19 protein-coding genes and 1 tRNA gene are annotated in these 25,747 nt (G+C 60.4%); 10 read left to right on the top strand and 10 right to left on the bottom strand.

Annotation, left to right across the window (positions count from 1 at the left end; all coding sequences use genetic code 11):
* Positions 1-58: 58 nt before the first annotated feature.
* Positions 59-868 (bottom strand): substrate-binding periplasmic protein, encoded by an 810-nt coding sequence (locus ACY34H_RS23455; protein WP_464979879.1) that lies wholly within the window; start codon positions 866-868, stop codon positions 59-61.
* A gap of 202 nt (positions 869-1,070) precedes the next feature.
* On the opposite strand from ACY34H_RS23455, the gene rsxB reads away from it, so the two are divergent.
* Entirely contained in the window at positions 1,071-1,775 is a 705-nt protein-coding gene (gene rsxB / locus ACY34H_RS23450) for an electron transport complex subunit RsxB (RefSeq protein ID WP_464979878.1), read from the top strand.
* On the top strand, positions 1,772-2,419 hold the full coding sequence (gene nth, locus ACY34H_RS23445) for an endonuclease III (protein ID WP_137316326.1): 648 nt from the start codon (positions 1,772-1,774) through the stop codon (positions 2,417-2,419). Before rsxB ends, nth begins: the two co-directional genes overlap by 4 nt.
* Before the next feature lie 228 nt (positions 2,420-2,647).
* On the opposite strand, the gene proB is transcribed toward nth, so the two are convergent.
* The 4 genes from proB to rplU form a co-directional block, all read right to left on the bottom strand.
* Positions 2,648-3,781, bottom strand: coding sequence for a glutamate 5-kinase (gene proB, locus ACY34H_RS23440; protein WP_464979877.1), 1,134 nt, complete (start codon positions 3,779-3,781; stop codon positions 2,648-2,650).
* 201 nt (positions 3,782-3,982) lie between these two features.
* Positions 3,983-5,092: a GTPase ObgE gene (obgE, locus tag ACY34H_RS23435; protein WP_464979876.1), complete on the bottom strand. Its 1,110-nt coding sequence runs from the start codon at positions 5,090-5,092 to the stop codon at positions 3,983-3,985.
* A 116-nt stretch (positions 5,093-5,208) separates the two neighbouring features.
* Positions 5,209-5,472 (bottom strand): 50S ribosomal protein L27, encoded by a 264-nt coding sequence (gene rpmA / locus ACY34H_RS23430; protein WP_464979875.1) that lies wholly within the window; start codon positions 5,470-5,472, stop codon positions 5,209-5,211.
* A 37-nt stretch (positions 5,473-5,509) separates the two neighbouring features.
* Entirely contained in the window at positions 5,510-5,821 is a 312-nt protein-coding gene (gene rplU, locus ACY34H_RS23425; protein WP_130185982.1) for a 50S ribosomal protein L21, read from the bottom strand.
* A gap of 222 nt (positions 5,822-6,043) precedes the next feature.
* Here rplU and ispB point away from each other — a divergent pair, with 222 nt between their 5' ends.
* From ispB to ACY34H_RS23405, 4 genes are all read left to right on the top strand, one after another.
* Positions 6,044-7,027 carry an octaprenyl diphosphate synthase gene (gene ispB / locus ACY34H_RS23420; protein ID WP_464979874.1) on the top strand — a complete coding sequence of 328 codons (984 nt, stop codon included), beginning with the start codon at positions 6,044-6,046 and terminating at the stop codon, positions 7,025-7,027.
* Positions 7,028-7,182: 155 nt separating this feature from the next.
* A complete protein-coding gene (locus ACY34H_RS23415; RefSeq protein ID WP_464979873.1) occupies positions 7,183-7,878 on the top strand; it encodes a FadR/GntR family transcriptional regulator in 696 nt (231 codons plus the stop codon).
* Positions 7,879-8,181: 303 nt separating this feature from the next.
* Entirely contained in the window at positions 8,182-9,585 is a 1,404-nt protein-coding gene (locus ACY34H_RS23410) for a glycoside hydrolase family 88/105 protein (protein WP_464979872.1), read from the top strand.
* Positions 9,586-9,595: 10 nt separating this feature from the next.
* Positions 9,596-10,816, top strand: coding sequence for a DUF4861 domain-containing protein (locus ACY34H_RS23405; RefSeq protein ID WP_464979871.1), 1,221 nt, complete (start codon positions 9,596-9,598; stop codon positions 10,814-10,816).
* 61 nt (positions 10,817-10,877) lie between these two features.
* Here ACY34H_RS23405 and arsC read toward each other — a convergent pair whose 3' ends face one another.
* Positions 10,878-11,225 (bottom strand): arsenate reductase (glutaredoxin), encoded by a 348-nt coding sequence (arsC, locus tag ACY34H_RS23400; protein WP_464979870.1) that lies wholly within the window; start codon positions 11,223-11,225, stop codon positions 10,878-10,880.
* A 142-nt stretch (positions 11,226-11,367) separates the two neighbouring features.
* On the opposite strand from arsC, the gene ACY34H_RS23395 reads away from it, so the two are divergent.
* Positions 11,368-11,444, top strand: a tRNA-Pro gene (locus tag ACY34H_RS23395).
* Positions 11,445-12,286: 842 nt separating this feature from the next.
* A complete protein-coding gene (locus ACY34H_RS23390; protein ID WP_464979869.1) occupies positions 12,287-13,957 on the top strand; it encodes a hypothetical protein in 1,671 nt (556 codons plus the stop codon).
* Between the two features lie 260 nt (positions 13,958-14,217).
* On the opposite strand, the gene tnpB is transcribed toward ACY34H_RS23390, so the two are convergent.
* The 4 genes from tnpB to ACY34H_RS23370 form a co-directional block, all read right to left on the bottom strand.
* A complete protein-coding gene (tnpB, locus tag ACY34H_RS23385; protein WP_464979906.1) occupies positions 14,218-14,544 on the bottom strand; it encodes an IS66 family insertion sequence element accessory protein TnpB in 327 nt (108 codons plus the stop codon).
* A gap of 369 nt (positions 14,545-14,913) precedes the next feature.
* Complete coding sequence (locus ACY34H_RS23380; protein WP_464979868.1) at positions 14,914-15,648, bottom strand: hypothetical protein; 735 nt, start codon at positions 15,646-15,648, stop codon at positions 14,914-14,916.
* Positions 15,649-16,055: 407 nt separating this feature from the next.
* Positions 16,056-19,478, bottom strand: a complete 3,423-nt coding sequence (locus ACY34H_RS23375; RefSeq protein WP_464979867.1) for a UvrD-helicase domain-containing protein — start codon at positions 19,476-19,478, stop codon at positions 16,056-16,058.
* Between the two features lies 1 nt (position 19,479).
* The gene (locus tag ACY34H_RS23370; protein WP_464979866.1) at positions 19,480-22,374 is read right to left on the bottom strand and encodes a PD-(D/E)XK nuclease family protein; all 2,895 of its coding nucleotides are present in this window, start codon (positions 22,372-22,374) and stop codon (positions 19,480-19,482) included.
* 91 nt (positions 22,375-22,465) lie between these two features.
* Here ACY34H_RS23370 and ACY34H_RS23365 point away from each other — a divergent pair, with 91 nt between their 5' ends.
* Together ACY34H_RS23365 and ACY34H_RS23360 are read left to right on the top strand one after the other, a co-directional pair.
* Complete coding sequence (locus ACY34H_RS23365) at positions 22,466-24,565, top strand: AAA family ATPase (protein WP_464979865.1); 2,100 nt, start codon at positions 22,466-22,468, stop codon at positions 24,563-24,565.
* Between the two features lie 110 nt (positions 24,566-24,675).
* A complete protein-coding gene (locus ACY34H_RS23360) occupies positions 24,676-25,695 on the top strand; it encodes a hypothetical protein (RefSeq protein WP_464979864.1) in 1,020 nt (339 codons plus the stop codon).
* Positions 25,696-25,747: the final 52 nt, after the last annotated feature.

Below are 25,747 nucleotides of genomic sequence, written 5' to 3'. Positions count from 1 at the left end.
CCGCCCCACGGGGCGGCTTTTTTTATGCTCCGCGGGAAGGCTATCCACTGCCTGCCCGTCAATCCCCCGCCACGCCCACCTCGCCGATCCGCCGCCAGTACGCCTTCTCCACCTGGCCGAAATCGACGTTCTTCGCCGCATCGTTAAACGCCCGCTGCTGCACCAGCCCGACCTGCGTGCGCTTGAAGCACACATGCACGGAACGTTCGCGGAACAGCCGTTCGTTGGTGGCGATACGGTCGCGGTCCACGCCGGCAAAGCGCGTGGTGAGCAGGTGGCGCAGTACGCGCCGCTCGATCAGGATCGCCGGATAGCGCCGCGCCAGCAGCTTGCGCAGATTGGTTTCATCGTTGACGCCGATCTCCACGCCGAGCTGGCCCTGGCGCACCAGCGCATCGAACTCCTCGCCGTTGGCAAAACCGTCCACGGTGCCGATGCGCATGCCGCGCAGGTCGGCCAGCTGGCCGGCGCGCACCGGCTTGTCCTTCAGGTAGGCCAGCACGGTCAGCGTCGTGCCGACGGGGCTCGAGAAGTGGCACAGTTTCTCGCGTTCGGGCGTGCGCCAGACCGCCAGGAAGCCGGCATAGCGGCCATCGTTCAGGCCCAGGTCCATCGTGCGCTTCCACGGGAAATAGTCGATCCGGGCCGTATAGCCGAGGCGGTCGAGCGTGGCACGCAGCATCGCGCCGGACAGGCCGTCGTCAGGCAGCGTATCGCTGACGAACGGCGGCCACTCCTCGGCGGCAAAACGGATCGTTTGCGGAGTCTGCGCCGCCGCCGAGGTGGCGATGGCGGCCAGTGCACAGCCGAGCACACAGCCCAGCACACCGGAGCCGGCATGCCGCAGTGCGTGGCGTAGCGCGGGCATTGGCCCATGAGCCGGCGGGCGCGCGTTCATGACCGGGCGGTCTCCATGGGGGGCGGCTTGGTTTCTTTCATCCACCCATGCTCCCATAAGGCGCCGGCAAAGCCAAGCGGAGCCTGCCGGGACTGCCCGCCCCGCTGCACGACCGGGCACGAATGAAGGATAATGCGTCTTTGCTGTTGCTGGCCGCATCCTGACTTCCATCGTGACTGAACCGACCTCCCTCGCCGACCGTATCGAAGACGCCTTGCCGCAGACGCAATGCACGAAATGCGGCTTTGCCGGCTGCCGGCCGTACGCGGAAGCGATCGCGGCGGGCGACGCGCGCATCAACCAGTGCCCGCCCGGCGGTGCCGAAGGCATCGTGCGGCTGTCGGCCGTCACCGGCCATCCCGTCATCCCGCTCAATCCCGACAACGGCCTGGAACGGCCGCGCGCCGTCGCCTTCATCGACGAAGCGCTGTGCATTGGCTGCACGCTGTGCATCCAGGCGTGCCCGGTCGACGCGATCATGGGCGCGGCCAAGCAGATGCACACGATCATTCCCGAACTGTGCACGGGTTGCGACCTGTGCGTGAAGCCATGCCCGGTCGACTGCATCGTGATGTATCCGGTGACCGAGGCCACGGGCTGGGATGCCTGGTCGCAGCCCGACGCCGACGCCGCGCGCGACCGCCACGATTTCCGCACCGCCCGGCTGAAGCGCGAACGCGAGGAAAACGATGCGCGGCTGGCCGCCAAGGCGCAGGCCAAGATGGCGGCCGTCGAGAACCTTGCCCCGGAAAATGCCGCCGAGCTGGCCGAGAAGGAACGCAAGCGGGCCATCATCGCCGCCGCGATGGAACGCGCGCGCCTGAAAGCAGAGGCGGCCAAGGCCGCCGCCGCGCAGGAAAACAAACCCGAACAATGAACGCAGCCAAACGCCACGAAATCTTTCGCCGCCTGCGCGAAGCCAATCCCCATCCCACCACCGAACTCGAATACACCACCCCGTTCGAACTGCTGATCGCCGTGCTGCTGTCGGCGCAGGCCACCGACGTGGGCGTGAACAAGGCCACCCGCAAGCTGTACCCGGTGGCGAACACGCCGCAGGCGATCCTCGATCTCGGCCTCGACGGGCTGGTGCCATACATCCAGACCATCGGCCTGTTCAACACCAAGGCAAAGAACGTGATGGCGACCTGCCGCATCCTCGTCGAGCAGCACGGCGGCGAAGTGCCGCGCGACCGGGAAGCCCTGGAGGCGCTGCCCGGCGTCGGCCGCAAGACCGCCAACGTGGTGCTGAACACCGCGTTCGGCGAACCGACGATCGCAGTCGACACGCACATCTTCCGGGTCTCGAACCGCACCAACCTCGCGCCGGGCAAGACGGTGGACATCGTCGAGCAGAAGCTGCTGAAGTTCGTGCCGAAGGAATTCCTGCAGGATGCGCACCACTGGCTGATCCTGCACGGCCGCTACACGTGCGTGGCGCGCAAGCCGCAGTGCTGGAACTGCATGATCGTGGATTTGTGCGAGTACCGGCAGAAGACGGCGGCGCCGGCGGTGGTGTGAGGGTTTAAGGGGTCTGTCCCCGGTAAGTGCTGGCCTCTACCACAGTCGTCAGCTTTATGAGGGGACTGACCCCGGTTTTTGTCGGCATCGCCGCAACGCTAACAAACACCGGGGTCAGTCCCCTTGTTTAAAACTGACAACGCCGTTTGTGCCGGTAACTGGCGGGGCGGTACGGCGCTCCGGCAGACCCCTGCTGCTCGACCGCCAACACTGGCGCAGCCCGAACGCCTACAGCAGCACCATGTTATCCCGATGAATCAGCTCGCGCCCTTCGACGAAGCCGAGGACCGATTCGATTTCCGCCGACGGCTTGCGCAGGATGCGCCGTGCTTCGCCGCTGGTGTAGTTGGTGATGCCGCGGGCGATGGGCACGCCTTTTTCGCTGACGCAGGTGATGACGGCGCCGCGCCCGAATTCGCCGCGCACTTCGAGCACGCCGATCGGCAGCAGCGACTTGCCTTCGCGCGACAGTTTTTCAACGGCGCCGGCATCGATGACGACCTGGCCCAGCGTGTGCAGGTGATCGGCCATCCACTGCTTGCGCGCGGTGAGGTGGCCGGTCTGCGCCTGCAGCTCGGTGCCGATTGCTTCGCCGGACGCCAGGCGCGTCAGCACGCCTTCCTCGCGGCCGAAGGCGATCACGGTATGCGCGCCGGACTTGGCGGCACGCCTGGCGGCCAGGATCTTCGTCAGCATGCCGCCGCGGCCCAGGCTCGAGCCGGCGCCGCCCGCCATGGCTTCCAGTTGCGGATCGCCGGCGATGCCATTGGTGATCAGGAAGGCCGCGGGGTCCTTGCGCGGGTCGGCCGAGAACAGGCCGCGCTGGTCCGTCAGGATGATCAGCGCGTCGGCCTCGATCAGGTTGGCGACCAGCGCGCCCAGCGTGTCGTTGTCGCCGAACTTGATTTCATCGGTGACGACCGTGTCGTTCTCGTTGATGATCGGTACCACGCCCAGCGACAGCAAGGTGGTCAGGGTGGAGCGCGCGTTCAGGTAGCGTTCGCGGTCGGCCAGGTCGGCATGCGTCAGCAGCACCTGCGCGGTGCCGATGCCATGCGCGCGGAAGCTCGTTTCGTAGATTTGCGCCAGGCCCATCTGGCCCACCGCGGCGCATGCCTGTAATTCATGGACGTCGGTGGGACGGTGCTCGAAACCCAGGCGCAGCATGCCTTCGGCGATCGCGCCGGAGCTGACCAGCACGACCTGCTTGCCCAGTGCGCGCAGCGCGGCAATCTGCGCGGCCCAACGGGCGATGGCGGCCTGGTCGAGGCCGCGGCCATCGTTGGTGACGAGCGAGGAGCCGACCTTGACGATGATGCGGCCCGCTTTTTGAATGACGGAATGTGTGGTGCTGGAATTCATGGGGGCGGCAAATCTCTTCAGGAAAATGGATCTGGTGTGGCAGGGCTGGTCGCCCTGCTTTGCCGCTGACGCTGCCCGGTCCAGGGTGACGGAACGAACAGGTAACAGTTGGAAGAATTTTAACCGGTAACGGACGGCTTTACCGAAGAACATAAGGAAAAGGCCCGCATGGCGGGCCTCTTGTTCAACGCATCGACTTTCTCAGTCGAGGACCTTGAAGCGGGGATCGTCCGGATCGATCGACGAGATGCCGCGCGCTTCTTCCGTCATCTGGGTTTCCTCGGCGCGCTGCTCGCCGTGGCGCTTCTCTTCCAGGTACTGGTAGATGGCCGTCACGAGTTCCTGCGTGCCTTCGCGCGACAGCGCGGAGATTTCAAACACCGGGCCCTTGAAGCCGAACTTCTTGACGAAGTCCTTCACGCGCTTGGCGCGTTCCGCTTCCGGCACCACGTCCAGCTTGTTCAGCACCAGCCAGCGCGGCTTGTCGACCAGCGCCTCGTCGTACTTTTCCAGTTCCTTGACGAGCGCCTTGGCTTCCTTCACCGGGTCCACGGTCGCCTCGAACGGCGCCAGGTCGACGATGTGCAGCAGCAGGCCCGTGCGCGACAGGTGGCGCAGGAACTGGTGGCCCAGGCCGGCGCCTTCGGCGGCGCCTTCGATCAGGCCGGGAATGTCGGCGATGACGAACGATTTTTCATGCGACACGCGCACCACGCCCAGGTTCGGGTGCAGCGTGGTGAACGGATAGTCGGCGATCTTCGGGCGCGCGTTCGACACGGCCGTGATGAAGGTCGACTTGCCGGCGTTCGGCATGCCCAGCAGGCCCACGTCCGCCAGCACCTTCAGTTCCAGGCGCAGTTCGCGGCGTTCGCCTTCCTTGCCTTCCGTCTTCTGGCGCGGCGCGCGGTTGGTCGACGTCTTGAAGTGGATGTTGCCCCAGCCGCCCTCGCCGCCCTTGGCGAGCAGTTCGACCTGGCCGTGTTCGGTCATGTCGGCGAGGATCTCGCCGGTCACATTGTCGATGATCAGCGTGCCGACCGGCATGCGCAGCGTGACATCGTCCGCGCCCTTGCCATAGCAGTCGGAGCCGCGACCCGGTTCGCCGTTCGACGCCCGGTGCATCTTGGAATAGCGGTAGTCGACGAGCGTGTTGATGTTACGGTCGGCCACGGCCCAGATGGAACCGCCCTTGCCGCCGTCGCCGCCATCGGGGCCGCCGAACGGACGGAATTTCTCGCGCCGGAAAGAGGCGCAGCCGTTGCCGCCGTCGCCAGCGATGACTTCGATACGTGCTTCGTCGATGAACTTCATGATTACCGCCTTGACTAGGCGCCCGACATCAGGCGCCTGAAAATGAAAAAGGCTCCACCGATGGCAGAGCCTTTCGATAACAAAGGCTTGCGCCTTACATCACCGTATGGGCTGGATTACTGAGCAGCCGGAACGACGGTGACGAACTTGTTGTTGCCAGCGCCCTTGGTCACGAACTTGACCACGCCGTCGACCAGTGCGAACAGGGTGTGGTCCTTGCCGGTGCCCACGCCTTCGCCGGCGCGCACAGGGGTACCACGCTGGCGGATGATGATGCCGCCGGCGTTGATCGTTTGACCGCCGTAAACCTTAACGCCCAGGCGCTTTGATTCGGAATCGCGGCCGTTGCGGGTAGTACCGCCACCTTTTTTGTGTGCCATTTATTGCTCCTTGATTGACTAATTCAGATAACAGCGATTAGCCGTTGATCGAAACGATTTGGATTTCGGTGTAGTTCTGACGATGGCCCTGGTGCTTCTGATAGTGCTTACGACGGCGCATCTTGAAGATCTTGACCTTGTCGTGACGACCTTGGGAAACCACTTTCACCAGAACCGTTGCACCTTCAACCAGTGGAGCACCAAACTTGATGCTGTCGCCCGCGCCAACGGCGAGGACTTGATCGATGGTGAGTTCGGAACCAATGTCAGCAGGTATCTGTTCTACTTTGAGTTTTTCGCCAGCGACAACTTTGTATTGCTTGCCACCGGTTTTTATGACCGCGTACATGATTTGAAACCTCACAAATGTTAAGAAAATTCCCTCCCTCGACGCCACGCAGTTGAACCTTCCAACGGCTGGGCGGAGGCCAGAGAACCAACGATTATACATGCATGGCAAATTGACGTCAAAAACTTATTCACAAAGCTCCGTGCTCGTGGTATGTCGGCAACGGCAAGCGTGCATGTCGTATAATCGCGGCACTTCAAACCCGACCGCAGCAGGCTCGCCTTGTCCACCCAACCCACCAGCCAGAACCACATCATCAGCACCATCGCGGCCGACATGGACGCCGTCAACGGCGTGATCCGCCAGCGACTGCATTCCGAAGTGGCGCTGGTCAACCAGATCGCTGAATACATCATCAGCGCCGGCGGCAAACGAATCCGCCCGGTACTGGTGCTGCTGGTGGCGAACGCGTACAAGTATGAAGGCGCCGCCCACCATGAACTGGCGGCGGTGGTGGAGTTCATCCATACCGCCACGCTGCTGCACGACGACGTGGTCGACGAATCGTCGCTGCGCCGCGGCCGCGCCACCGCCAACGCGCTGTTCGGCAATGCCGCATCGGTACTGGTGGGCGATTTCCTGTACTCGCGTTCGTTCCAGATGATGGTTTCGCTCGACAATATGCGCGTGATGCGGATCCTGTCGGACGCCACCAACGTGATCGCCGAAGGCGAAGTGCTGCAGCTGCTGAACATGCACGATCCGGACGTTTCCGAGGACAGCTACCTGAAGGTGATCCGCTCGAAGACGGCCAAGCTGTTCGAGGCGGCCGCCGAACTGGGCGCGCTGGTGGCCGGCGCGAGCGACGCGCAGATCGCCGCCGCCGGCGAATATGGCCGCTCGCTGGGCACCGCGTTCCAGTTGATCGACGACGTGCTTGATTACGCGGGCGACGCCACCGAGATCGGCAAGAACGTCGGCGACGACCTGCGCGAAGGCAAGCCGACGCTGCCGCTGATCTACCTGATGGAACACGGCACCGAGGAACAGCGCCAGCTGGTGCGCTCCTGCATCGAGACCGGCGACGAACAGCATTTCGACGCCGTGCTGGCCGCCATCACCAGCAGCGGCGCGCTCGACTACACGCGCCGCGCCGCCGAAGTACAGGCCGACCGCGCCACCGCGGCGCTGGCCACGATGCCGGAAAGCCGCTACAAGGATTCGCTGCTGCAGCTGGCCCGCTTCGCGGTCGACCGGACCCACTGAAGTACCTGCCGGGAAGCCTGCCGCCACCCCGCCGCGAGCGGGGCGGCGCACGCAAGATGGTGATCGTTTCCACTCTCCACCGGATTTGCCGCGGGCTGCCGCCCGCAGTGGCTGGAACACAACTATAATCGGCGTTCCATAGAGGACATCCATCCATGAGAAAGAACTCCGCAAACGGCGATACCCCTGCCGCAGAACCGCGGCTATACCGCGTCGTCGCCGAGCGTGTCCAGCAGATGATCCAGGACGACAGCATCGGCCCCGGCGAACGGCTGCCGGCCGAACGCGAACTGGCCGCGCGGCTGTCCGTCAGCCGGGCTTCGCTGCGTGAAGCGCTGATCGCGCTGGAACTGGGCGGCGTAGTCGAGGTGCGTGGAGGCTCCGGCGTCTACGTCTGCGAACAGCCGCTGCCGGCGGACGTGCCGGAAACCGGCCCCGGACCCTTCGAGGTGCTGGCCGCACGCCGCATGATCGAATCGGAAATCGCCGCCATTGCCGCCAAGGCCGCCACCGGCGCCGCCGTCGACGCGATCCTGAAAGCCGTGGAGCAGATGGAGCGCCACCACGAGGACCGCGCCAGCAATGAACTGGCCGACCGCAACTTCCACCTCGCGATCGCCCGCGCCACCGGCAACACGGCCCTGGTCGGCGTCGTCGAATACCTGTGGAACAACCGCGGCTCGCTGTGGCACAAGCTGAAGGAACACTACCAGACCGAGGAACTGCGCCTGCAGACCTTGCCGGACCACCGCAAGATCCTCGAAGCCATCGCCGCCCACGACCCGGCCGGCGCCCGCCACGCGATGCGCTCCCACCTGGAACGCGTCACGCGCACCTTCTCGCGGGGCTGATCGCCCTGCCTGACGAGCGCCGGACTGCACCCCCGGCGGCAGCTCCGCAGGGGTCTGTCCCCGCCAGTCGTTGACCATCAGCTCGGTCCGTAGCATCAATCCAGGGGACTGCCCCCGGTGTTTGCCTGCCAGCCGCCGGTGCGCGCAAACACCGGGCTCAGTCCCCTGAGCCCGTCAACAGCAAGCACCAGGGCCACCATTTTTTCCGAACAGACCCCATTGTGGTCGCCCACCTTGCTTAACTGGCCAGACCAATCTAGAATGGCCTGACCAATAAGCCACGCCAACCCTGACGGAGACAAGGTGAAAAACTCGACCAAACTGCTGGCCGCCCTGGCCTGCTGCACGCTGCTGGGCACCGCCCATGCCGAAGGCCCCTTCCGCAATCCGGACAACAAGAACCTGAAGGATGTTTCCGAAGGCACGTATCCGGTACCGTACAAGATGCCGGTGGTGGCCGAGATCACCGAACAGCTGAACCGCATCCGCGCCTACATGGACCACGCCACGCCGACCCATGTCGTCAACAAGAAAACCGGCGCGCCGATCACCGACTTCAAGAATCCCGTGGCCGATGCGGCCATTGCCGAAGCGGCCGGCGACTACGGCGTGATGGTGTATGAAATGGGCGTGGTGCACGCGGGCCTGATGAGTGCCGCCGAAGCCACCGGCGACAACAAGTTCACGGCGATGACCAAGCGCCACTTCGACTTCTTCGGCCAGACCCTGCCCTACTTCCGCGCCCAGGAAGCCAAGTTCCACCTGGAGCGCCAGAACAGCTTCGCGCGCTTCATCGATCCCCGCTCGCTGGACGACACCGGTTCGATGTGCGCGGCGCTGATGCGCGCCAAGGCGAAGAAGATCGGCCCGGACCTGAAGTGGATGATCGACAGCTGCAGCGACTGGGTGGCCAACAAGCAGTTCCGCCTGGCCGACGGCACGATGGCGCGCAAGCGTCCGCAGGCCGTCTCGCTGTGGGGCGACGACATGTACATGAGCATTCCCGCCCTGGCCGAGATGGGCCGCATGACGGGCGAGCGCAAGTACTTCGACCTGGCCGTGGCCAACGTGCTGGGCATGGCCGAGCGCCTGTACAACCCGCAGCTGAACCTGTTCGCGCACGGCTGGCATGAACATGTGCCGAACTCGCCGCGCTTCTACTGGGCGCGCGCCAACGGCTGGGCGGTGGTGGCGATGAGCGACCTGCTCGACGTGCTGCCGAAGGACCACCCCGGCTACGACAAGGTGCTGAACCAGCTGCGCGGCGCGATCAAGGGCATTTCCGAGCTGCAGTCCGGCACGGGCCTGTGGCACCAGATGATCGACCGGAACGATTCGTACCTGGAAACCTCCGCCTCGGCCATGTTCACCTACGTGATCGCCCACGCGATCAACCAGGGCTGGATCAGCCCCACCACGTACGGTTCGATCGCGCAGGCCGGCTGGATCGGCGTGACGACGAAGATCAATGACAAGGGCCAGGTCGAAGGCACCTGCGTGGGCACCACGCTGGCATCGGACCAGGTGTACTACTACAACCGCCCGGTCAGCGTGCATGCGCTGCACGGCTACGGCCCGGTGCTGCTGGCCGGCGCCGAGATGATCAAGCTGCTCAAGAATCCAAAGGTCAGCGTCGAGTACAAGCTGCGTACCTACCATTACCAGCCGAAGGATGGCGGCAAGACCGACTACCGCGAACACCAATGAAAGGATGAAGATGACCCGCTTTTCCCGCCGACTGGCTTCCCTTCCCGCGCTGCTGCTGGCAGCGAACCTGGCCAGCGCGGCCGACCTGCGCGTGACGCTGTCGCATGACCTGGACAGCGCCCGCCCGTCCGAGACCGTGACGATTCCGTGGAAGGACGTCAACGCCGCGCTGCCCGGCGCGCTGATCCAGCGCATCGCGGTGAAGGATGCGAGCGGGAAGGCGGTACCGTTCCAGGTCACCAACGTGGCGCCGCAGGCCAAGGATCCGCACAACGTGGGCGCCGCCTACGGTGAACTGATCTTCCAGCACAGCTTCAAGGCCGGCGAGAAGAGCGCCACCTACACGGTGGAGAAGTCCGACGCGATCGCGCCGGTCTTCCCGCAGCAGACGTCGGCACGCTACATCCAGGAGCGCCTCGACGACTTCGCGTGGGAAAACGACAAGCTGGCGCACCGCACCTACGGCCCCGCGCTGATGGCGCCGGCGCCGGCCGGCAGCGGCAAGGAAGTGCTGCAGACGTCCGGCCTGGACCTGTGGTTCAAGCGCGTGCCGTACCCGATCGTCGACCGCTGGTACAACAAGGGCCATGACCACTACCACAAGGACGAAGGCGAAGGCATGGACTTCTACAACGTCGGCAAGTCGCGCGGTGCCGGCGGCACCGGCGTGTGGGATGGCAAGACACTGCACGTGTCGGCCAACTATGCCGGCTGGAAGGTGCTGGCCAACGGCCCGATCCGCTCGATCTTCGAACTGCGCTACGCCAGCTGGGACGCGGCCGGCACGCCGGTCACCGAAGTCAAGCGCTTCACTGTGGACGCGGGCCACCAGCTGGACCGCATCGACAGCACGTTCGAGTTCCAGGGCCCGGCCACGCTGACAGTCGCCGTGGGCCTGAACAAGACCCCGACCGACAAGGGCGAGAACGGCGTGGTCGACGTCAAGCGCGACAAGACCAGCGGCACGTTGCTGCAATGGATCGAACAGCGCAGCAAGGGCGCGTTCGGCACCGCCGTGATCCTGCCGACCGCGCAGGACTTCACCGACGATACGCTGAACAACCTCGTGCTGGCCCAGGTGAAATCGGGCGAGCCGCTGCGCTACTACGCCGGCGGTGCCTGGAGCGGCGCGGGCGAGATCAAGACTGCCGCGCAATGGCAGGCTTATGTGGCGGACTTTGCCAAGCGCGCTGCACACCCTGTCAAAGTCGCCCTGCAGACGCAGCCCTGAGCATCGGCGGATCAGGTGATTTGGGCCGGCATCATGCCGGCCTTTTTCTTTTCCGCAGCCCTTAAAGGATCTCGTGCACGACGGCGGGCGGCCGGCACAGCCGCACGCCCTTGTCCGTGACCACGAATGGCCGGTTGATCAGCGCCGGGTGGGCACTCATCGCGTCCAGCAGCTGGTCATCGGTCAGCGACGGATCGGCAAGGTTCAGCTGTTCGTACAGGTCTCCCTTGTCGCGCATGGCGCTCCGTGGCGTCAGGCCGGCGCGGGCGATGATGTCCGCCAGTTCGGTGCGGGTGGGCGGGTTCTTCACGTAGTCGACGATGACGGGCTCGATACCCGCCTCGCGGATCAGTGCCAGCGCGCCGCGCGAATTGCTGCATGCGTTGTTATGGTAGATGGTGATGGCCATGGAAATTTCCCCGTTATATTGGCGAGGCCGGATCATAACGGAACCAGCTGCGCAAAGGCTCGCTGGCATCGCGGCAGCCACAGATTGCTGCTGAGATACTTGCAAGGAGCCCTGAATTCTGGTCTAATAATGCCTCACCAGTCGGGGTGTAGCTTAGCCCGGTAGAGCGCTACGTTCGGGACGTAGAGGCCGGAGGTTCGAATCCTCTCACCCCGACCAAGAATTTATTTACTAAACAGCGGGTTATAAACCCGCTGTTTTTGTTTGTGCAGTGGCAGGTGGCAAATCATTGGCAAGTCTTTATGAACGAGCCATCAAGATAAATATTTTGCCGCGACAGCCCATTCGCGTGAAATCATGCACGCGTGATTGAGGTATTCCGTGCTCCACAACTCTGGAGTACGTCGCACGACATCAATCGAGAACCGGTCCCGCTATAAGGTCTCTGTCAAACATCGAGACGACCTTACCCGGACATTCGCGCACACAGCGAAGATTGCAGCCACCCCATTGCAGGAAATACATCAACAGATGCTTCCATAGCTTCCTGCGTCAACGCAGCTACGCAAAATTCTCCGATACACAGCGCCTCGTTAGAGCTCAGGCGCCGGATATGTGAACGCCACGGCGCCATAGCGGTGTCACGTCGGCCTCCTAGACGCATCATAATGTTGTGGATTGTGCCCCACAGCGTGGTGTATGAAGACTTCGCCAGAATTGGTGTTTAGGAAGGCAGCTTGAGGGCGGCCATTAGGAGTCCTGAGGTAGTGTTGGGTTCGCAAAGACCTTAACGCAACCATATGAACCCACATTGACCGACGCCACTATCGCCTTATCCGAGTTCACCGAAAAGGAGGCAGAAGCGGATTTCATCCGCCAAACGCTATAGCATGCCCTGCATCGTAAGCGGCCAGCCCCCCATCTCCCCAGGTATTTAATGATTAATACTTGTGGTTGCGCCATGGAAAAGGCTACACTGACGTATGTGGCCAAGAAAGTTGAAGATAGGCCGATCAAAAAATGCTGAACTCTCACTTTTCCGCATATTAATTACTAAATGTATGAAAAATTACTTGCACTCGGCCATCGATACCATCTACCGAAAAGATGATGAACTTATCATTATAGGACTCACGGGCCGAACAGGCAGCGGATGCTCTACGGTGGCGAAGATTCTCTGTTCTGAGCACGTCGATATTCGTAATTCTCTGCACAGCAGTAATTCCCCCTCTAATAACGATGAGCGGAAGCAAAAAATCGTAAAGCGCCATTTCGATCTCACATGGCAGAAGTTCGAATTAATTCAAGTACGTTCAGTTATTACGCTATTCCTTATTGAGGAAGGCGTGACCAATATCATGGGGAAGGTGCAAGAGTTACTGAAGGAGGAAAAAAAACTTGACTTTATCGAGCTTAAAAAATCATTGGAAAATATCGAAACGTCGCTCAACGAAGAGAAATCATCGAATATTCCAGAGCTAACTATTCAGTTTTATACTAAAACGTTACCTAAACTTTGCGCTGAGCTTCGAGTGGTATTGGGGGAGAGTGCTTTTATTAAGTTGTACCAGGAAATTGGTAAAAATATTCGCTTATCCGGCTCCGCATTAAACGGAACCCTGATTGACGGAAAATTCTTCACATTAGCCGAGAAAATTAATACGATCATCAAGCTGATTGTGCATTCCAATAAACAGCTTAAGAAAAGTACATTAATAGTCATTGATGCAATCCGGAGCAATCTTGAAGCCATGTTTTTCCAAGATAGGTATGCTGCCTTCTATTTGGCGGCTGTATCCTGTCCCGATAACGAACGAAAACAACGGCTATACAAGCTAAAATTTTCGGACGATGATGTAAAGATTATTGACAAAGAAGAGTACGTTGCCCGGGACCTTAAAAACATAGCAACCTACTCCGTTCAAGATATTCAGGCCTGCATTCAGCGCGCGGACATATATATTAGCAATCCAGATCAGAACAACGAGGTATCAAAATACTCTAGTTTGTCTGATCAAATTATTCGGTTCGTCTCACTTATGAAACGTCCCGGCATTGTTACCCCTACCGCAGTAGAGCGATGCATGCAGCTTGCTTATACAGCAAAGCTTAATTCGGGATGCATATCTAGGCAGGTTGGTGCTGCGATAACTGATGAAAACTTCTCCATCCAAGCGGTTGGATGGAACGATGTACCTGCCAGCCAAGTTCCGTGCGTCTTGCGGAACCGTGACGATTTAATTACTGGTCAGGATCAGAGTGCATATAGCGAGTATGAGAAGAACAATAAAGAGTACATTGCACACTTTAAAAAGGGAAATGAGGTATATATTCCGATTAAAGCTTCAGGGCGCAATATTTCTTATTGTTTCAAATCGGAATACAACACCCTCACCGGGGTGAAAAATCAAGTGCACACTCGCTCTTTACATGCGGAGGAAAATGCGTTCCTCCAGATTTCCAAGTACGGCGGGAGAGGTATTGAGGGTGGCATTTTATTTACTACTGCGAGCCCATGTGAGCTATGCGCAAAAAAGGCGTACCAACTAGGCATCGCCGCGATTTACTATATTGACCCATACCCAGGGATCGCGATTGATCATATTATCCACGGTGGAACGCGGAATCCGGATCTGATCCTATTTTCGGGTGCAATTGGCCGCGCTTTTCACCGTTTGTACAACCCGATTTTGCCTTATAAGGACGAAATGAGTGCATTGTTGCAGTCCTAACTACTCTCGATGCTCACGCTGAATTGAAACTGCCGCACTGGATAGCCGCCTTACGTAGCGGTGAACCAGCGCGGAGAGCAGTTCCCCAACACTTGCTACTAGCTATTTTATTTTTGACGCTGTGATCTGTAGGTATTCAATGTTATATTTAATGGGCTTGTTTAATTTTAAGGAATTCCCGGGGGGGGAGGCTATCTAATATCGGTTCTCCAACAGCGAAAAGCCTCGTTGGTTCTAACCCGCCTTTACGGAACGCGTATTCAAGTAGTTGACGTCACAGGCGCCACTGCGCCGAAGCCGGGGCCAACAGGCGCTGCCAGTCCACGCCCATCACCAGCCATCGCCTCTGCTCGGCGATGATCTGCCAGCTCAAATCGCCGGCCTCTGGCCAGACGAACTGGCCGCGATGCAACGCCCAAGCACATCCACACGCCAGTGCCATCCCAGCACCCGACCTTGAGGCGGGCGCGGCGGCGATTGCTGAAGACAAATGCCGTGCCATCGCACTGCATACGCCCCAGCGCCCGCTGTACATACAGCGACAGGCTATCAATGCTGGCGCGCATGTCCACGGGCGCTACTGCCAGCCAGATCGCATCGGGCCTGCAGCTTCATCGCAGCCCCGACAGCACTGCTGCCAGCAACCCTGGCTCCGCGCCGGCGCCAATACGTATCGTCCAGCCAGACGGGCTGCGCGGCTCGAGTGGCCCGGCACCTGATGCCGCTGCCTGCACCTGCCCGGGCAGCAGCCGCTGGCCCTGCGCGTCGCGCTCGATGACGCGCTCCCAGTGCGTGAGCCGTTCCAGTGAAAATCCCTGCTGCTCGGCATACTCCTAGGCGAGCATCACGCTGCTGCGCCACTGCGCGATACGTTCGCGTAATTTCGATGCTAGTATTCGTTGACTGGCCATGACTATCCTCGACGTTGTGATACTCGAGTTTCGCCGTACTGCCGTTCAATTGCTAGGTGGGGTGGCTGGCCACTTACATTCAATAGAGTCCAGGTAGCGTCGAACCTCATCTTCCAGCCTAATGCACGAGAAAGTGTCCATCGCGCGCCCCCCGGAGAGCATCCCTGATAAAAAGAACCGAGTATCCGGTAAATCGGGGAGGACGCACTGAGTACCTGAGTCTGGCAGATACTTCAGAGGAAGGTATTTGAAGGCTATTTTGGCGGCAGTCGCGTTGGCGATAACGACCACTTTCGGCCGTAAAGCCATGATCGTCTCACGTGTTAGCGCGACCTGCGCGAGGCCAAATTCTGTAAGGGCGCCCGGTAAGCCGATGACTTGAAGGAACTTGTTCTGCTCGGTTTGCCGCCAATGGAAGAGGTCCAGATGACTGTATGAGTTTATGCAACCGACATTTTCCGCGAATCGCCTAAGCGGCCCGAAGAACCTCAGATAGTTCGCAAATGCGTGGTTCTCCACTTCGAATAAGTGATGGACATAGTGGAGTTTTTTATCGGGAAACCAGCCAAAGATCTCATCTGCATCTAAATGAATATTTAAAAGCGTTAGACGGTTTTGAATGGAATTCGCGCTAAAGGCGGGGTTCATCCCCAGCATCAGCAGCTTTAGGTTTTGTTGAAAATGGCCGGGCGGATAGTGGGCCGGCATCAACGCAGGCTCCTTGATGTGCTGACGCCAGATTTCCAACACCTTTTTGTTAAAATTTTCCTCTACTGGCATGTGGGCTCCTTTGAATCGGGATTCTGTCCGCGGGCGGCGGAAAATGCCTTTCCAGTTGGCATTGTGAAACAAATCCACTGACGAACTAGCGCAATAGGCAGGTCATCAAGAAAAAGTGACGTCCAAGGCCGAATCGTCTCTTCAAGTAGTTTTATGACCTCTTTAAATAATCCTAGTCAGATGTGAAGGGCCGCTACGTTGAATGCGATCGCTTGCTAGCGTTACAGGTCGCAGCCGGACAAATCTACGAACTGTCACGACCGTAAAAAACCGCGAAGCCGTAAGAAATTACTTTCATTTTACGCAATTTTGTGAAGTTCGAGCTCGAACAGTCTGGGATCTATAGTTGTTTGATAAACACTGACATTCAGCGCAGCACCGTCCTTTGCAATAATCTCCGAATAGCTTTACGCAAGCTCCAGCTCGACCAACTCAGCTTGCAGTACGTAGAAAATTACAGTCCGCATCTTTAAACGTTGATCAGCAAATAGCGCGGCGTACCGCTCCAGTTGCGCACGATAATTCTCCTCAGCATGACGCTCCAGAAAATCCCGTGGATGTGCCTCATTGCAGCGGACAGTCTTATAGTCGATGATCCAGCGCTCGCCTTGAAACACAAACGTCCTGTCGACAATGTGATTCACCTGACCAGCGTCATCCTGCAAACGGCTCGTCAGCGGTTTCTCGGCATGCGCTTGCTGATGTTCACTCAGAATCCACTTGCCGATGTCCGACTCTAGCACTTTGCACAAAGCGTGCAGCGCGCGCTTTGTGCCTTCAATGGCAGAGTGGTGAGAATGCCCTTGGCTACGCAGCCAGGCTTCGCAGGCCGGTTGTAATGCCGCACAGCGTGTTACCGGCCATAACGCCAAACCGTCGTTTGCGATCATTTCAAGGTAGCGGTGAACGAGCGTACCCGTTGCCGCATCCAGCGAGATTTCTGATTCATCACGGTCGAGCTTACTAATAACAGCTCCGGCCTTGGAGTTTGGCGCGCGATGATTTCGCTGTTCTGCGAGGCCGGCCACCACTCGACTAGGCAAGCGCACGAGTGGAGCTACGAACTCGTTCTGCTGGGCTGTGTGCTGCGCCTCGATATTGCCCGGCACAGAGGCAAGCGCGGCCTGAACAAACGCCTTCTTAGCCGGGCTGTCCCACAGCAGCGCCAGCAGGCTTCCCTTTGCAGGCTCGAATTCACCTTCTTTTTCCTTCAGGGCCCCAAGCAGATAGAGCGAATGACGCGCACGCGTCACTGCCACGTACAGCAGGCGCTGCGCCTCAAAATGCTCGCGTTTGGCCTCCATCCGTTGCAGTAGCTTATAGATAAGGTCTACTCCTTTACCGGTGCCCGAGTCGCCCTCGGTATCCTCGCTGACTTTCGGCGGCATAACAGCTGGAATAATGCACGTGCCTGCCGTGGGTACATCAAGACGCTCCCACAACATCAGGCGCCTGTCCGGTGGACGAGGTAATTGGCCGAGTCCGGGTACGATGACGCAATCGAATTCCAGTCCTTTCGACCTGTGGATCGTCATCAATTGAACCCGGCGAGCTGCGGCGTCGGGATTCGGACTTGAGTACAGCTTCTCTACACGTTCAACGAGCAATTCCAGATCAATGTTGCCGGAGCGCGTGCATTGTCCCAGCAAGGTGAAGTAGGCGTCCGCATCCTGCAGGTCGGCATCGGTGCGCAAGCAAACCGGGCCGCCAAGGTGTCGCCAGATTTGCTCGATCCAACGGGTTGGCAGTTGCCGCCCCTGGTGGGCGAACGCCTCTTCCAACACCATGCGAAGATGCAGCAGCCGCTGCTGCCCATCCTGCGACAAGGTTGTAAGACGTCGATCGTCATGCATGAGCTGCCAGATCGTGCTGTCGTGATCGTCGCCGGCCATGCGGTGCAGGTCGTGGAGCGTGAGACCGCACCATGGGGCGCGCAGGATCGCCAGCCAATGCACGCGGTCTGCCCGGTGCGACACGGCGTGGGTAAGCGACAGAAGATCCTGGACGACCTGGCGGCCCGACAGAGATTCCATTTCGACCGCCTGATGAAGCAGATCAGGCCGCCGCTGCCGGATGGTATTTACCAGATCGTCGAGGTGTCGACGGGCCCGGACCAGAACGGCAATGCTTGCTTCTGGATGGGCGGCGCGCGTCGCATCGATGATTCCAATAACGCGATTGGTTTCGTCGCTTCCGAGTGCTTCCTCGTCTTGACCCGCACGCACGGCATGAACGCTGACTTTCGCATGGCCACATGCCGGGCGATCTGTCGAGCAGGAGGCATAGCTGACAGCACCGGCACGGGCATCTGCCTGCCGTGGAAAGACAGAAGGAAAAACAGCATTGATCCAGTCGACGACTACGGGATCGGAACGGTTATTTCGATGCAATTGCAGGTGTTCCAGGCTGATGTCGCCGATGCCTTGGCGCGCAACGTCCAGGAACAGGCCAACCTCCGCTTTGCGGAAACGGTAGATCGACTGCATCGGGTCGCCGACGACGAACAGCGTCCGTCCGTCACCTGGCTGCCACCCCCGCGTCAAGGCCGCGGCCAGCGCAACTTGGCTAGGGCTCGTGTCCTGGAACTCGTCGATCAGCAGGTGCGAGATCCGGTACTCGAGCGCAAGGGTCAGATCCGTCGGCGCATCCCCGGTGCCTAGCGCACCCAGCGCATGTTGCGCAATCGCGACGAAGTCGACCGCGCCGGCCTTGCGAAACACAAGCCTGAGGCGGGCTTCTGCCACGGTCAGCAGGCGGTCCATTATGTCGACCATCTCCCAGCCGTCCTGGATCGCACTCGGCTGCGGCAGGCTGCGCAGTCCGTGCAGGCAGGTCGCCGCTTCAGCGGGCAATTCATCCAGCAGATGCAGCAGGTCGTCGCGCAGCGACTTGGATTGCGTATCTCCAGCAGGAAAGCCGTCCGGACGTTTCAACGTGCGGCGAACCTTGCCAGCGGAAGTCAGAAGCAGCGACGCGAGCGCATGCCACGCCGCCAGCTCGCTGGCCTGTCCCGTCAGCACTTCGTTCCAGTCAAGGAGTGCGGCAAGCTCATCGTTTGTCGTCGCGGCAAAGCGCGCTGCAGGCATGATCCGCTTTTGTACCGGCGCGTCGAGGACCTCGGCAGCTTCAACGAGGATGCTGGTCACCAGCACGTCCAGGCCCTGTTGCGCACCGGTGCGTGCGCCCTGCACTTGCGTTCCATGGCAATGCCACTGGTCACGCTGTGCCAGCATGCTGGCGAGCATTGAACCCAAAGTGAAGGCGTCGTTATGGAAGTAACGCAGGGCACTGCGCACACACTGTGCATCGGCATCTGTCCCCTCTACCATGGCAAGTGTTTCCTGCGCGGCGATCCGGTAATACCGTGTGGCGTCGGGTTCGACCTGTGGCTGGCGGCCGAAACGGCTCAGATAAGGCATCTGACGCGCAAGATTGCCGCATAAGGCATCGATGGTCAGGATGTTGAGGCGTCCGGGATGCACGACCAGGTTCCAGCCTCGCACCCGGTCGCACTCGAGCACAGCGCTCGCCAGGTCATACGTGGTTTGCCGGTGCGGTAGCTCATCCCCAGGCCGCGGCCGGGTTGCTGCCATGCCCAGGCTGGACTCGATCCTGCTGCGCATTTCGCCGGCGGCCTTGTTCGTAAAGGTCAAGGCAACTACTTCTTCGGGATGCTCGACGCGGGCCAGCAACGCCAGGAATCGCTGGGTCAGGAGTTCGGTTTTCCCCGAGCCGGCCGGTGCCTGGACAATGAAAGACTCAAGGTCGAGCGCACGGCGGCGCGCGCGTGCATCTTCTTCGAGTGCCGGGATGAAGCGTGCGTTTTCCATCTCAGAGTTCCTGTCGTGACTGCTGGTTGCTGTGACCGGCGGGTTCATTGAACAGCCCCATGCGATACGCTTCGCGCTCTGGCAGGCGCAGCAGCGGCAGTACTTCGCAGTAGTCAAGCCCGCTAGTACCGTCGATACTGACACCGGCCACCCCGTGTGCGAACTCGTCAGCTACAGCGGCGATACGCTCTTGCCAGTGCGCCTGCAACGCTCCCCAGTCAGCAAACGCAGCAAATGGCGCGCCGGGCACATGGTGCATGCCGCGCACACGGTCGACGAAATTATCCGTAGCGCTCAGGCCTGCGAATCGCGACTCGCCCAAACGCACTTTGCCAAAGACCAGCGCCCCGATTGGCGCTGTCGGCGTCGCGCTCGACAGGGCAAGCGCATAGATGGGCAGTTGGGGCTCGGTGATACGTGCCGCAGCCCAGTTATTGATGCTGCCGGGAATTCCTGTTTTGTAATCGATGACGACGAGCCTGCCGTTCTGTTGGTCAATCCGATCGATCCGCAATGTCAGCGCCACGGGGCCAATCTGGTGCTTGAGTTCACGCTCGCACTCAAGGACGACAAAATCCGTACGGCGTAGTTCCGCTTGCAACCATTCACGCAGCAGCCGGGTCAAACGCAACACTTCCAGCTCGCGCGCACCAGCCGGCATTGCGTCCATGCGGGCCTCGTATGCTTCCAGGCTCGCGTTGACCGCCGCATGAATCTTTAGGTCAAGTGCTCCTGGAGCAGCAGCCACATCCACCAATGCCTGCCTGCTATCGACCTGTTTCCAAAACCATTCAAGTGCGTCGTGCACAAGTGTGCCCCGGTCTTGCGCTCCAAGTCCCGCTTGCGGCCGTTCTAGTGCGGCAGCGCCGAGACGGTACCGGTAAAACGCCCATGCCGGGCAGAGCGCCTGCGCCCGCAGTAACGACACGCCACCACGTGCACGTTCGTTCTCCTGGAGTGCCGGACCGATCGCGTCATCGAGGCACTCAAGGACCACGTCCCGCCGTGCCGGCTTTGCTTCCACTGGTGCGGCGGTCGAGGCATCGGCCGCCAACACAAAGAGCGGGCTGTGGCGCAGTTCCTGCGCGCCGTTCATTAGCGCACATGAAAAATGCACCACCGGTGCCTGGCCTTGCAGGCGCCGCAGGATCGTGCGTGCATACGCCAACTGCACCGCAGCGCACGAGTTGGGAATGCCGTGCGCTCGCTGCAGCGCGACGGGAATCAGGGGATTGGGAGCAGGCGCCGGCGGCCACGCGCCATCATGCATCCCCATGACCCACACGGCATCGAAATGCAGTCCGGTGCTCTCAAGCATGCCGACGACATGAATGGATGGCGTGCCACGAGTCTGCGGCTGAAACATGCGTTCACGGCAAAGCCCGTGCAGGTGCGTCAACACCTGCGAGAACGGCAGCGTGCCGATAATCTGGTCGGCACGGGCGAAGCGGTCGAGCAGCTCGGACCATGCCTCGCGCGCCTGGTATTCATGGCTTGACAGGATGCGGCACTCCTGAGCACTGCTGCCGGCCCAACCTGCCTTATGCAGAAGAGCGCGCACGATCCTTGCCCACTCGGACGGCAGACGCGCCTTCCCGGCACATATGTCGGCGTAGCTGAGCAGCTGCGACAGGTGGTGGAGTGCCATGGGACATGCAAGGCTGGCCTGTACACTCGGCCTGGACGCCAGTGTGACGACCTGTGCAACGCTGAGATGGCGCCTTAGCCGCCGGCGCACCTGTGCATCCAGTACCGAACGCGCATCGGTTTCGTTCACGCTGTCTGACCAATAGGGATTCAGCAGCAGGCTGGTCAGGACTGGCTGCTCAATTTCGTCTATGCCGTTGGCAAAGCCGAGCAGCTGCAATGCACACGCGATGACCGGCGTTTCGGCAAGCGTGCGGCCAAGTGAAAAGTTGTAACGACGTGGATGTTCCGCAAACGCTGGGCCATCCAGATCGGGGTGTAACGCCTGTTCCAGCGCGTACTCAAGATCGTCGCGCACGCTGCTCAGGTCAGGAACGATGATACCGACCCGCCATGATGGGTTCGCTGCAAGCTGAGCGCCAGCCCAGCGCGCAGCCGCCTGGCATTCAGCACCGACATCCTCCAACGCGGTTACTGTTGGTGGGGCGGCAGGTTGGTTTCCCATGAGAGAAGCAATCATCTTCGCATCCAGGGCGACGCGCAGGCGGTGATGAAGCGGATTCAGCTCATCGAACCCGGCGAACACGACGCGTGAGCGTACCCGCAGGGCGCCCTGTTCGAGCGCTCCCACGACCGCGTCACGACGATCGACGGCAACGGTCCAGCCATTCGCGCCAAGCCTGCGCTGGAACTCCATGCGCCACCGTACAAACAGCTGAGCCTCTTGCGACATTGCGTCTTGCCCTGCATCAAGAGCCCATATCCTTGACATGGCATAGGCATCCGCCGCTTTCACCGCCATCGCCGTGATATCGAACAGAGGGGCATCGTCGAGGTTGAGGCTGTCCGCAATGACCTGCTGCCACAGCAGCTTCTCGGAAAACGCATCCAGCAGGACTGCCGCCGTTATGACGCCCGACAGCATGGCTTCCTCACCAAGCTGGTCCATCCAGGCCTCCAGTGCAAACGCCTGAGGCGTGTTCCATATCGCAGCAGCATCTTCCGGCAACGCCGAACGCAAGGTCTGGGCAAGCCGGTTCGTGGCACAAAGAGTGATTGGACTTGTCATGAGGTTGGAGACTTGGTGAGAGAAAGCCGAGGTGATTGCCGCATGGAAAGTATGGCTAAGGCGTTTTGGTTTGTCTATCCGGGCCACCCTGAAACCGGGCAGGCTGCCCGATTCCCTGTCTATTAGTCGTCTGGCGTTGCAGTCGCGACACACCTTTTTTATCAGGTCATCTACACCCATGAAGGTACGGACGGCGCCTTCTCAGTCGTCCTGGTGCGACACAATCGGTCGCACCCCTCCTTATGATGAGTATCTCTTAAGGAGATGCTCTATGAAAACCCGCCGCCGCCGTGCTTCCAGCCCTTCCCCCGCCAAGGAGATTGATTCGATCAGCGAGCTCTGGATGTTGCGCATCCTTGTCCGTTTGTCCGGTCACAAGGTCTTTGTCATGCGCAATGGCTTCTCGGAGGACGCGGTAGCCCGTTTTATCGGCGTGGGCGACTGGCTGGACAACGATGAGCTCGATTTTGACAGCGCTGCCGTTCGCAACCAGTTGCGGGAATTGCATGTCGACGCGGAGGCGCGTGCGGCGCGCCTTGCCCCACCTCCTGGATTGCGTACCAACATGGCGCGGCTTTCCCAGCTGGTCGGATTGTCGGAAACCGACTGCCGCATCCTCGAGTTCGCCGCGACGATCCACCATGACCGGGTACTGGACGACTGCGCTGACACCCTTGGACAGCTCAACTCGCTGAAGGTGATCGACGCACTGGCGACCATCTTGGCCATCGACCGCCGCTGCGTGCAAAGCGCGCTCAGCTCGCAAGGCCTGCTGGCCCGCTCTGGCCTGTTGGCGATCGACCGGGGAAGCAGCGGCTACCTGCGCAGCAAACTGGATCTGCTCTCCGACAGCTTTGCGGACATGATCCTGGACGAGGAAGCGGACCCTCTGGCTCTCTTGAAGGACATGGTCAGCCCCAGCTCGCCGGCAATGCTCGACCTGGCCGACTACGAGCATCTCGCGGAGTCTCTTGCCCTGTTGAAGCCATATCTCGAGCAGGCACTGCTCACTGAACGAGTGGGCGTGAATATTTTCCTGCACGGTGCCCCAGGCACCGGCAAAAGCGAACTGGCGCGCGCGATGGCTCAAGCACTGCAATGCCAGCTGTTTGAAGTCGCCAGCGAAGACTCCGATGGCGATCCTGTACTGGGAGAGCGGCGCCTTCGTGCTTTCCGCGCCGCGCAAAGTTTCTTCTCGCAGCGCAAGGCCATGATCCTGTTCGATGAAGTGGAAGATGTCTTTAACGATGGCGACCGCGTGTTTGGCCGCAAGAGCACGGCGCAAAAGCGCAAGGCCTGGCTCAACCGCACGCTGGAGCAGAATGATGTCCCGGCGCTGTGGTTGTCCAACACGATCGACGGCATCGATCCAGCCTTCCTGCGGCGCTTCGATATGGTCATCGAGATGCCGGTGCCACCGCGCACGCAGCGCGAACGGATCGTGCGTCATGCCTGCGCCGGCATGCTCGACGACACTGCCGTTCGCCGCGTCGCGTCCTCGCCGCAACTGGCACCTGCGGTTGTCAGCCGCGCGGCCAATGTGGTGCGCACCATCGGCGGGCATATCGATCCCGCAGCTGCTGCGCGCGCCGTCGAATTTCTGATCGACCAGTCGCTCGAAGCCCAGGGACTCGAGTCGTTGAAGCAAGGCGACGCAGCACGCCTGCCGCTCGAGTATGACGCCGCGCTGCTCAATACAGGCACTGACATGCTACAGCTTGCCGACGGACTTGCCGCAACGCGTGCAGCCAGGCTTTGCCTGTATGGCCCGCCCGGTACCGGGAAGACTGCCTATGGCCGCTGGCTGGCCGAACGGCTGGGGATGCCACTTTTGCTCTACACCGCGTCCGACCTGGTATCGAAATGGGTGGGCGAAAGCGAAAAGAACATTGCCGCCGCATTTCGTCGGGCCGAAAGCGAAAACGCCCTGCTGCTCATCGACGAAGTGGACAGTTTTCTGCAGGACCGTGCCCATGCGCGGCAGTCCTGGGAAGTCACGATGGTCAACGAAATGCTGACGCGGATGGAAGCATATTCCGGCGTGTTCATCGCATCGACCAACTTGATGGCTGGTCTCGATCCCGCTGCGCTGCGCAGGTTCGACCTGAAAGTGTGCTTCGATTTCCTGTTGCCGGATCAGGCGGCACTGCTGCTTGCACGTTACCTCGCCAGCCTCAAGCTCGAGCCCGCGACGGCGACTGAACTGGGCAGGTTGCGCACGCTGCGCAATCTTACCCCTGGCGATTTCGCGGCCGTGGTCCGCCAGAATCGCTTCCGCCCGGTCACGTCGGCGGCGGCCTTCGTCCAGGCACTCATGCAGGAGTGCGTGCTGAAATCGCCAGTGTCTTCGGCAATCGGATTCCTGCGCTAAGCGTGTATAGGCAAAATGCCATGCGAAACGATACGCCTCCGGATTGCCCTCCTCGACCGACAAGGTGTGTGTGCGAGATTGGGGAACTTTCAAACCGCGAGGCCGACCGCATGCTAGCGGAGGCCGAAAAAGCCCGCCGGGTCGAAATCGAGGCGTATTGGTCGCTATGTAAGGCTAGCCCGGCCCAGGCGGCGGCAATTGCCGCCAATTCCGCGCCGATTGTCGGCGATCTTTTTCATCTTGCCCAAATCTCGCGTTCACTTCCCAAACCGAGCACGATTGCAGGACTGTCGACGGCAACAAAACGCCTGCTTTCGCTTGAGGCCATTCGCAATTCGCTTGCTGATCCTGGGCAGGCGGACGCCGATCCGGTCGACGCTTTCTGGAATGACAATCAGGCTGTAGTGGGCCTGAACATGGTGAACGGAATACCTTTCCTCGCCATGCGGTACGACGGACCACTGTTCAACCCGGCAACGGTTCCCGAGAGCGAGATAACTGGAGGAGATCATTGGTATCTTGTCCGCCATCGGGAAAGCATCGGCAATGCGGGCGAATTCGAATTTCTGATGGCCTATGTAATCGGCAGTATGGACGATCATGGCAACTGGCAAGCCGTGCAGATTGACCTGGCGACCAGGCGCAACCTAATGAGAGACGTTCAGGCCATGGAGAGTTTGGTGGAGCGTGGCCGCCTGGACGAAGATTGCCTGGACATTCAACTTTTACCTACTTTCCCTACTGAAAACGACGCACTGATCGCCCAGCTTCGCGCCCATAAGGCCGCTTTGCGCCGCGCTGGCGCGATCAAACCCGAACAGCAGGCGCTTGTGTATCGTCGAACGCGTTCTTTGAGGGAGCAAATGGAACAGCTTCGCCAGAGCCGGATGCAGGCGGAAGATGAGCTTAATTGGCTTCGCAGGCAAATCGATGAAATCGAGGCGCGCTCACTGGAAGAGGAGACCGGCCTGGCACGAGGGGATAAGGTCCGTCATCGATTTACAGGGTATGAAGGGACGCTCGAGATTGTCAATGCTGGTGGATTGGCGCAGTTCCGCCTGCGTGCCACCATGATGTACGTGACGGAAGAAGTGCGGCTTGGAGACTGGATCAGCGTGACCAGCCGGTAGACGACAGCGCGCACTTGTCCACTATTTGCAGATCAACGTAACGGCGCCTTGC

Source organism: Pseudoduganella sp. jia 9 (assembly GCF_055502615.1).
Note: the sequence above shows the minus strand (reverse complement) of the source record. Positions and strands in the feature narration are given on the sequence as shown.